Source organism: Streptomyces sp. WELS2, from assembly GCF_013870595.1.
GTDB lineage: Bacteria > Actinomycetota > Actinomycetes > Streptomycetales > Streptomycetaceae > Streptomyces.
On record NZ_JACBWZ010000181.1, the window covers coordinates 1 to 9,606 of the forward strand.

The following is a 9,606-nucleotide window of genomic DNA, read 5'->3' on the forward strand; positions in this document are numbered from 1 at the left end:
CTGCTGTCGGTGACCGGGTCCATGGACGCGGCGGCGCGGGCCGTGCGCGAGGTGCCCGCCTCCTCCCAGCCGCACGCGCAGGTGTTCCTCAACGCGGCGCGCGCGGCCCTGGCCCTCGGCGAGGGCCGCCCGGCACAGGCGCTGCCGCACATGCGGCGGGCCCTGATCGGTGCTCCGGGCCTGCGGGAGGAACACCCGTGGATGGAGGCGCTCCTCACCGCCTACATGATCGACTGCTCGCTGCTCGCGAGCCGGCTGACGGAGGCCACCTCACTGGCCGCGGGCTTCCACGCCGCCGCCTCCGGTTGCAACTGGGACGTCGCGGTGCTGCTGGCCGCCGTCATGTGCGATCCGCTGTCCCTGGGCCGCGACGCCGCTGCGGTCCGTCCGGCCGCTTCGGTGACCGCCGAGTGAGGTGTTCTTCACCTTGACGCCCGAAGCCAGCACGTAGCCCTCGCTGACGTAGGCGTCCGGCGCGTGCAGCGGGTGGCCGGGGTCGTCGCCGCGGCGCAGGTGGTGCCACCGCTCGTCCATGCCGACGATGGCCGCCTGCCGGGCGACGGCCGCCAGCGCTTGCTGGTAGTAGCGGCGGACCGGGTGGGGGACGGGAGCGTAGTACTCGACCAGGTCGACGTGCTGCTCGACGCGGGTGAAGCCGCTGTGCCGCAGCTGCAGGTGGACATCCTGGCCGAGGGTCAGGCGCTGCGGGCAGTCGAGCAGGGCCGCCGCGGCGCGCCGGAAGTCGGTGATGAGGTAGGGGTCGCCCGGCCGCACGATGAGCAGGTGCGGGACGCTGTCGCGGACGGCGACAACGCCCTGGGGACGAATCACCCGCTCGACCTCCGCGAACAGGTCGGCGACCTCCTCCTCCGCCCGGGTGTCGAGAATGCCGGCGCACCATGCGGCGTCGAACTCGTCGTCGGGGAAAGGCAGCGGTCCGCCGTCGGTGTGCACCACGGTGACCGGGCAGGGCAGACGGGACGCGAGGACCGACCCGCGCGCGTCCGCGGGACTGCTGCCCGGTATGACCACCACCACCGAGCCCCGTCGGCCGACGAGATCGGCGATCCAGCGCAGGTAGCCGAACGCGTGTCGCCCCATCACGAGGACACGCCAGCCCGGCAGCAGCCCGACGCCCCGCACCGCCGCCCAGTGGCGGGGTGCCGCCGCCAGAAAGTGCCCGGCCTCGGTCTCCCGGTCCGAGGCGTGGAGATCGAGGCCCGCGCACAGGCCCGGCACGGGCTCGTCGTCAGCGCCCATGGTCCTTCCCGTGGGTGGTGCGGCTCTCACCGGCCGGTGCCCGGCCGACGGCGTCGCGGAGGAACCCGGCAGCCTCAGGGCTGACCCCCCGGTCCGCCGACCAGGCGAGGGCGATCGGAACGGGCGGCGCGTCCAGGATGTCGAGCAGCCGCACGCCCCGCGGCGCGACATCCGCGATCGAAGCGGGAAAGACGTGGACGGTGCGCGCGTGGACGATTGCCCTGAACAGCTCCCGCAGGGACTGCGTGGGGCCCGGCCCCGTGGGCGCGGCGCCCGGATGCCAGCGCCAGGGCGAGGGCGCAGGTGCGGGCGCGACACCCTCGCGGGCCAGGTCGCTCAGCCGCACGGCGCTGTGTCCGGCGAGTGCGTGCCCGGAGCCCACGGCCAGCACCCGGCCCTCGGTGAAGAGGACCGGGGACAGGGCCAGGCCGGGCAGGCGGGCCTCCGCGGAGGCGACGGCGAAGTCGGCCCGCCCGGCACGGAGCAGCTCCAGCGGGTCGCCGGTGTCGTGCGGTTCGGCCAGGATCTGGGCGTCGCACCGGCCGGCAGCCCGCACCAGACGGGAGGCCTGCAGCGGCGACCCCTGGTAGAGCAGGCGGACGAACGGGGCCGGGGCGGACGGCGGTGCCGGAGCTCCGACAGCGGAGGGAGCGGTCATCGGGCCGCGGCGCCCTTGGTCTTCCGGGCGCCCCCGCGACGCCGGGGACGCAGCAGGTACCACTCGACGAAGCTCATGTGCAGCAGCAGGGCCGTCCACAGGCCGGTCGCGGACATGCTGGTGAAGGTCAGCAGCGGCTGGTGCTCGTAGGTGTCGGGGAGCAGGCCGTCGGTCCAGCTGACGAACCACCAGGACAGGATGCGGGAGGTGACGATGGTGGTGGTCAGGGCCACGTTGCGCAGCATCCAGCGGCGGTGGTCCTCGTACCGGTGCTGCAGGATCGCGCGGAAGCCGGCGACGACGGTGACCGTCCACATGACGGCGAGGACCAGGAGCACGGAGCGGACGGCCTGGCCCGCCGGGGTGAGGATGGCGACGGGAAAGGCGAGCAGGCAGGAGGGGAACACACCGAAGAGGTAGTAGACCCAGCCCAGCCGCCGGTGCAGCTGCGGGCGGGTCTCGCGCAGCCACGGCCAGACCTGGCACCAGGCCAGGCAGATGGCGATGAAGCCGGTCAGCACGTGGATGGCCAGCAGCGGATAGTGCGCGGGCACATCGGGCCGGACCGGCACCCGGGACATCTCGCGGCTGAAGGTGGCGTATTTCGCCTCACCGTAGATGCCGAAGCCTATGCAGTAGACGGCGAACAGGACGACCCAGCTCTCGCGCAGCCAGCGCGGTGTCGTTCTGTTCGCCGGGGTGGGTACGGCCCGCGACGGAGTGGTCGCGCTGTCTGTGGCCATGGGGAATCAGCCTTCCGGTTCAAGTCGAGTGGCGTGGGTTGAGTCCTTCAGGCCGTACGGGGACGGCCTGGGACGAGCGATCGCAGGTCGACACCGGGATCGGCCAACCGGACCGGGTCGACCACGGCACCCCGCCCGATGAGGCGGCGGGCCGCGGCCATCTCGCGGGGCCGGTTGAGCGCGACGGCTCCGACGCAGCGGCCGTCGACGAGCGCGAAGGTGATCACCGAGTCGTCCCGCAGCGAGCCGCGGTCGACGGTGGTGGTGCCGGCGGTCGGCTGTCCGGCCGCCTCCAGACGGGTTCCGTAGCGTTCCGACCAGAACCAGGGCACGGTCTCTTCCGGACGCGGCAGGCCGAGGGCGCCTGCGGCGGCGTGCGCGGCCTGGGTCCGGGCCGCGTGCCAGTGGCCCACCGCGGTGGCCGCGGACGCCGCCTTGCCGCGGGCGGCGTCGCCGACGGCCAGCATCCGCCAGTGGGAGGTGCGCTGGTGGGCGTCGACGACGATGCCGCGGTCGGTGTGCAGGCCGGCCGAGGCGGCGAGCGAGGTCTCGGGCTCGAGCCCCACGCCCACCACGGCGAGGTCGCAGCCCAGGGACGTGCCGTCGGCCAGGCGCAGGACGGTACGGGCGCCGGCGTGGACCACCTCGTCGACGGTGGTCCGCAGGACGCGCACCCCGTGCTCCTGGTGCTGGGCGTGCAGGGCCGCGGCGTGGACCCGGCCGACGAGGTGCTCCAGAGGCGGATCGGCGGGTTCCACGACGGTCACGGAGCAGCCGAGCGCACGGGCGGAGGCGGCCACCTCGGCGCCGATCAGTCCGCCGCCGACGACCGCTATCTCGGCGCCGCTGCGCAGTCGTTCCTTGAGCAGATGCGCGTCGTCCAGGGAACGCAGGGCGACCAGGGAGCGGTGGTGCCCGCCAGGGACGTTCAGCGGGCGGGGGCGGCCTCCGGTGGCGAGCACGACGAGGTCGGCGCGCGGGGCGCTGCCGCGGGCGAGTTCGATCCGCCCGTCGAAGGGGTGGAGCGCTGTCACGGACTCGCCGAGCCGCAGGTCGATGTCGTTGTCCTCGTACCACCGTTCCGGTCTGAGCCACAGCTTCTCGACGGGCATGTCGGTGAGCAGGAAGTCCTTGCTCAGCGGCGGCCGGTCGTACGGCAGGCCGTCCTCCTCGCCGAACAGGCTGAGGGCGCCCTCGTAGCCGAGACGACGCAGTTCGGCGCAGACGGAGACCCCCGCGAGGCCGGCGCCGACGACGGCGATGTGGCGCGGGAGCGGGCGGTCTCCCGGGGTCACTCGCTACCGTCCAGGACGAGCCAGACCCGCCCGTCGCGGACCTCGACGGGGTAGGTCCGGGCGGTACCGGTGGCGGGCATCGCGGTCGCCTCGCCGGTGCGCAGGCAGAACCGCCCGCCGTGCAGGGGGCACTCGACCTCGCCGTCCTCGACCCAGCCCTCGGAGAGCGAGGCGTTGGCGTGCGGGCAGGTGTCGTCGAGAGCGTGGTACTGCCCCTCGTCCTTGAACACGGCGATGGAGTCGGCGCCTCCGAAGGCATCGGCGGGCAGGAGAAACGCGTCTCCGTCTTCCAGGTCTCCGTCGGCGAACAACGGAATCCTGCGCTCGGCGGCCTCTGACTGCATGGGTTCCTCCTGTCCGGCACCCTCTGCTGTCGGCGCCTCTCCAGAGATGCTCACGGCTGTTCGACCGAAGGCACAAGGCGCTCTTAACGAAGCAGCTTCAGGCAATTGCGGTGGCTTGAGCCGGCCTGCGATCGCCGGGGGAAGGACGCAGGCCGGCAGTTTGCCAAGAGAACTTGGCACGCGCCGGGACGCGCGGAGAGGTTATTCCCGCCCGCCCACTGCCCGGTTTTTACGGGCTCCCAGCGCATGACGAGTCAATCCGAGCCGGGACCTCGTGTCCAATATTTACGCTGATAACTGTTCCGCATAAATAGGGGAGAATTCGGTCAGTGCGCGCAGGCGCGCGGCCCGCGGGCACACCGGAACGCGCCTCCACCCCTGGCCCGAACCGCCCTGGGCGGGACGGTTGAGCAACGCCAACGCGGACAGCAGCCAGGCACGGGCGTGATCGGGGCGGCCCAGCGCCGTTCTCGGGTAGCGGGTGGCGGTCAGGTCCGCGGCACCGTCCCGGCCGGTGGCGCGCCGCCGGGTCTTCGCGGCACGCGGGGCGCGCAGCCAGGCGAGTTCGCCGCGCCACCAGGCGGCGACGGAGCGGTCCACCTCGTAGACCAGGGCGCGTTCGGGCACGGGGGCGTCCCGGGCCCTGTCCACGCCGCGCCCGGTACGGCGGCAGACCTCACCGACGAACAGGGCGAGCCCCTGGTCACGCAGAATCCCCAGGTGCCGGAGGGTCGTACGGCGCGAGTACCCGGTGCGGGTCCCGACCTCGGCGATGGTCGACCCCTCCCGTCCGACGGCTTGAAAGGTGCGGTGGAGATGGTGGCCGAGCCTGGACCACAGTTCGGACGCCGCCTCCTTGACCCGGGTGCCCAGACGCCGCAGCAGAGCCCGGTGGGTGTGCTGGGGGGCGTTATCACTTGTGTCAGACCCGGTGCCCAGGGCAAGCGTGCGGGCCCGTCGTTTGATGAAGTCGGACGGGCGTACTTCGTGCAGCCAGCCGTCCGGGATGAGGCGGTCGCGGATGGCGACGTTGACGGTCTGCGCACTGAACCCGGTCAGCAGGGCGCCCCTGCGCACATCGAGGTCGATGGTGAGGCTGCCGCTGACCAGGGCCAGCAGTGCCAGGCAGTGCAGCACCGCCTCGTCGGCCGGCCCCGCGGGCTGCGACCAGCGGGCGGGCCCGGCCTTCTCCATGCGTTCCAGCAGGGCGTTGACCGCCGCGGTCACCTCGGGGGCGGGGTCGTCGTCGCGGCCCGTGCCGCCGAAGGGCAGCCGGGCGGCGCGTTCGACGGCGAGTTCCCACTGCCGGCTGAGCAGCGCCTCCGTCTCCGCGGCGCTGCGGGCCGCCCGGCCGCGTGCGCTGCGATAGCTGCGGAAGTACTCCAGGCCCGGGGACGCTTTGCTGTCGTAGAGCAGGGTCAGCACGTCGGAGAAGGTGCAGCGGGCCAGCGCGAGGGCGACCAGGGCGCGCCAGGCGTGCGCCGAGTGGTCGGCGGTGGGGTGCGGCGCGGTGCTCAGGGCCTCCCGGCCGGCCGCGGTGAGGGCCAGACGCCGGCCCGCGAGCCGTGGTTTGGCGTCGGACCCGTCGGCAACGATGCGCCGGTGCGGGACGGCCGCCGGGTCGGCGCCGGTGATGCTGGGCGGCAGGGGGCGGCCTGAGACCACGGCCCGTGCCACCGCTCGGGCCGGCCGGACCGACGGGCTGTCACCGGCGATCTCCTCGAGTTCGTCGGTGAGGCGGGTCAGCGCGCGCAGCGGTCCGCCGCCGGCGAGGGCCTGCAGGGCTTCGTCGAGGCTGTGCTCCTGCAGGACGGCATGGCCGCCCAGCCGGTGGGCCGCGCCGGGCGGGCGCAGCGCGCCGGTGCGCAGATTGAGCCAGGGGGTGGTGTCGAGGGTGCTCAGCGAGTGGGGGGAGTCGGGGTCGTGCTCCTTGAGGGCTCTGAAGGTCCGGATGAGGCGCTGGAGCACCGGGAGCGGGATGGGTTCCTCGCAGGCCGTCCAGATGTGGTGGCCCCCGGTGGGTCCGGAGCGGACGGGGACGGCCGGCAGGCCCGCGGCGGTCAGCAGCTCGTACAGCCGGTGGGCCTGGTGCTCGGCGTGCTCGCGGCGGACGCTGGCGTCCAGGTCGAAGGCCCAGATCCGGGTGCCCTCGCCGGCGTCCTCCGGGAACAGGTGCATGGCGACGGGACGGTCGCCGCGCAGGCCGTGCAGGTCCGCGGTGGTGGGGTAGCGGTTCGCCCAGCGCCGCTGGGCGCTGTCCCATGCGGCGGCCCGGACGTAGGGCCGGGGGGAGAGGGTGGTGAGGAAGCGGCGCAACGTATGGTCCTGGTCGCCCATGGGCCCTTCTGCGGGATGCGTGTCACGTCGTTTGCCCGGGTTGCCCCTGTCGCGCGCGGCTGCGGCGGGGCTCAGAAGCTCGGCGTACAGGCCATCAGCCGGCCTGCGGCCTTCAGCTTGTCGAAGGCGTACGCGGCCGAGGCCAGGGTCATGTGGCGGTGCCATCCGGGGAAGGAGCGCCCCTCGAAGTCCTTGACGCCGAAGCTCTTCTCCATCCGCTCGAGGTCGGTGGCGCTCTCCTGGCGCATGGCCGCCAGGCGCATGATCTCGTCGGGGCGGCGGTCGAGGAGGTTGGTGATCCAGAACCGGGTGGGCTGGGCCTCGGTCGGCGACCACTCCGCGTAGAGGCGGAAGGTCGCGTTGGCCAAGTGCGGCCGGGTGCGCAGTCCCGGTACCCGCACGAGGCACGAGCGCAGGAACACCCGCTGGGCCTCCTCGGCGTCGTGCGGCACGGAGGTGACGTGGGGCCGGCTGGTGCCTCCGCTCACCAGCTCCCGGGCGGTGGGCAGCCGGGCGCCGTCGGCCACGGCCGCCTTGGCGGCCGGCTTGACGGCGGTGGGGAACGCCGGCAGTACCTCCAGGGAGGCCGGGACCTCCAGCACGAGGCCGGTGCCGCGCTCCTGCAGCCCGGCCAGCAGGCTGTAGGCGTCCGGGCAGTTGCACAGCCCGGCCACGACGGGCAGCGCGGGCAGGCCCCAGTCGTGGACGGCACGGTCCACCATGTCGAGGATGAGCTGCGAGTCGCGCTTGCCCGCGACGTCGGCCGGAATCTTGGCGCGCGAGCGCCGCTCCTCGTTGAGCGACCAGGTGTCGTCGAGGGCGAGGCTCCAGTCCACCGGCAGGGAGCCGATGTCGGTGGCGAGGAACAGGCCGATGCCGACCTGGCAGTTGAACGTCCTGCCCTGCGCGGGGACGAATCTCTTGGCGACTCCGACGGAGTGGGTGCCGCGCTTGGGCACGACGGCCTGGTCCACCACCCACGCCTCGGCGTCCAGGCTGGCGTGCAGCTTGCGGGCCATCGCCTCGCGCACCTGGTACCAGTCCCAGGTGCTCTGGCTGATGAACTGCTGGAGGGACTGGGTCATCCGGGAGACGTCCTTGTCCCCGGACACCCGTATCATCTTCTTGATCGTCTTCTTGCCCGGGACGGTGAGCAGCCCCCGGAGGTAGACCTCCGCCCAGCGCCGCTGATCCGAGCGCGGCAGAGGCATGAAGATACAGCGGGCGAACTCTGCGGGGCCGTTGGCAAGAGTGAGCGGCGAGACTTCGAGAACAGTCACATCATCCCCCAATACGACCTGAAGCAGCGGCTTTTATCATGCAGACCGAGCCAGGCGCCCCAAGAGTCACATAACGTTGTCTCCGTTTTTCAGCAGCGCCCGTACTCCGCCGACAGAACACTTGTTCCTGCATTACGGCACACTGAAGCGACGCTTGGCCAAAACGCGCAAGCGACACTCGGGAAGAGAATTCACGTATTCCAGAAAATTTGTCCGTCGCACTCTGGACGGTGCGACGCCGCCCCCTTGCGGCCCTGCGGCCGGCGCCCACCTCCGACCTCACCCCCGTTGTGATCCTTGGCGCCGACCTCAAAACCCTACCAGCAAGCCCGTATTTAAATTTTAAACTACATGGGCCGAGTTACGCTGTTCGTCCAGATATATGCCAGGGGCAGGATCCCGATCCGGATCCCTCTCAGGACTCTGACCAGGCACAACGCATCCCGGGTAAAAGTTTCTTGAACATCCGCTCGGGCCGGGGACCCTCATTCCATCGCCACTCGCCCGGCCTCGGCCAGCACTTCACGCCCCCGCCGCGGTGACAGATCCAGGCGCGGCAGCACGCCGGCCGTGGCGATGGACGCGAGCACGTGGGCGAGCAGAACCGACACGCGCTCGGGCAAGTCGCGGCGGCCACTGATCGCATAGGACAGCAGCTGCACACCCGAGAACCCCCCGACGAGGAGTTCGGCGACCTCCTCGGTGTTGACGTGGGCCTTGAGTTCGCCTTGCGCCTTCGCGTCCTCCAGCGCTTCGTGGTTCTGCTTGATCCAGGCCCGGAACGGCAACTTGGCGTCCACACCGACGCCTTGGTCGAGCAGGTCGAGGGAAAGCCGGATGCTGCCCTGGAGCAACGGGTCCTCCGCTATCGAACAGGCGAAGGCCAGTCCGGCGTCGACCAGTTCCTGCAGCCTCAGGGACCTGGGCACCAGCGGATAGGCGGCCCCTTCCATCTGGGAGGCGAGGACCGCCTCGGCCAGGGACTCCTTGGAGGGGAAATGGAAGTAGAACGCCCCTTTCGTGACTCCCGCGCGTGTGTACACGTCATAGAGGGTCGTGCCCACATACCCGCGCTCGGCGAACAGCGATCCGGCCGCACGGAGAATCATCTCCTTCGTCCGCTTTGCGCGCTCCTGTCGAGTCATGTACGTCTCCTTGTTCCATTTTGCTGTAATTCAACCCATTTGCCGGACGTGCTAGTAAAACGTTTGTACGACAAACAGCTGTGCCGATATGTTGACCCCGGGACGACCCACAATGGATCTTTCTCTTAAGCGGGGGGAAAGTGAACACTGCACATGCTTCTGGCATGTCTTCGACAATAGCTCCGGCCCTGGTCCACCAGGCCGACGGGGGTGACGTTATCCCCGCGGAGTGGGCCAGGGCCGGGGAGCACTGCTACAGAGTAAAAGGGAACTGGAACAGCCGGCACGCGTTCTTCTCACCTCTGCAGGGCAGGTACTCCCCGGTCACTATTTTCGAGACTTTTCGCCAGACGGTGATCCTACTGGCGCACGAAGCCTACTCCGTTCCCATGGAACACCACTTCGTCATGTGGGACGTCCATTACACAGCCGTTCCCCAAGAACTCATCGCGAGTGAAGAGGACGCCCGAATAGATGCCGAGGTGGAGTTCTCCGACATCTATCAGCGCGGGACACGTCTGGCCGGAATGCGCTGCCACATCGC

General features: G+C 71.0%; 9 protein-coding genes. 1 reads left to right on the forward strand and 8 read right to left on the reverse strand.

Translation table 11 applies throughout. From position 1 onward, the window contains the following. Nucleotides 1-270: 270 nt before the first annotated feature. The 8 genes from H5J33_RS13675 to H5J33_RS13710 form a co-directional block, all read right to left on the reverse strand. Nucleotides 271-1,260 (reverse strand): class I SAM-dependent methyltransferase, encoded by a 990-nt coding sequence (locus H5J33_RS13675; RefSeq protein ID WP_181795178.1) that lies wholly within the window; start codon nt 1,258-1,260, stop codon nt 271-273. Further along, a complete protein-coding gene (locus H5J33_RS13680) occupies nt 1,250-1,918 on the reverse strand; it encodes a LysR substrate-binding domain-containing protein (protein WP_181795179.1) in 669 nt (222 codons plus the stop codon). The genes H5J33_RS13675 and H5J33_RS13680 overlap by 11 nt, the downstream gene beginning before the upstream one ends. Then, a complete protein-coding gene (locus H5J33_RS13685; RefSeq protein ID WP_181795180.1) occupies nt 1,915-2,661 on the reverse strand; it encodes a DUF2306 domain-containing protein in 747 nt (248 codons plus the stop codon). The genes H5J33_RS13680 and H5J33_RS13685 overlap by 4 nt, the downstream gene beginning before the upstream one ends. 47 nt (nt 2,662-2,708) lie before the next feature. Continuing rightward, a complete protein-coding gene (locus tag H5J33_RS13690; protein WP_181795181.1) occupies nt 2,709-3,956 on the reverse strand; it encodes an FAD-dependent oxidoreductase in 1,248 nt (415 codons plus the stop codon). Next, complete coding sequence (locus H5J33_RS13695; RefSeq protein ID WP_181795182.1) at nt 3,953-4,300, reverse strand: non-heme iron oxygenase ferredoxin subunit; 348 nt, start codon at nt 4,298-4,300, stop codon at nt 3,953-3,955. The genes H5J33_RS13690 and H5J33_RS13695 overlap by 4 nt, the downstream gene beginning before the upstream one ends. Nucleotides 4,301-4,585: 285 nt before the next feature. Beyond that, on the reverse strand, nt 4,586-6,637 hold the full coding sequence (locus H5J33_RS13700) for a hypothetical protein (RefSeq protein WP_181795183.1): 2,052 nt from the start codon (nt 6,635-6,637) through the stop codon (nt 4,586-4,588). A 71-nt stretch (nt 6,638-6,708) separates the two neighbouring features. Next, nucleotides 6,709-7,848, reverse strand: a complete 1,140-nt coding sequence (locus H5J33_RS13705; protein ID WP_181795184.1) for a transposase — start codon at nt 7,846-7,848, stop codon at nt 6,709-6,711. A gap of 554 nt (nt 7,849-8,402) precedes the next feature. Continuing rightward, nucleotides 8,403-9,062 (reverse strand): ScbR family autoregulator-binding transcription factor, encoded by a 660-nt coding sequence (locus H5J33_RS13710; RefSeq protein WP_181795185.1) that lies wholly within the window; start codon nt 9,060-9,062, stop codon nt 8,403-8,405. A gap of 164 nt (nt 9,063-9,226) precedes the next feature. On the opposite strand from H5J33_RS13710, the gene H5J33_RS13715 reads away from it, so the two are divergent. Continuing rightward, on the forward strand, nt 9,227-9,606 hold a 380-nt coding region (locus tag H5J33_RS13715), incomplete at its 3' end, for an AfsA-related hotdog domain-containing protein (RefSeq protein ID WP_309485396.1).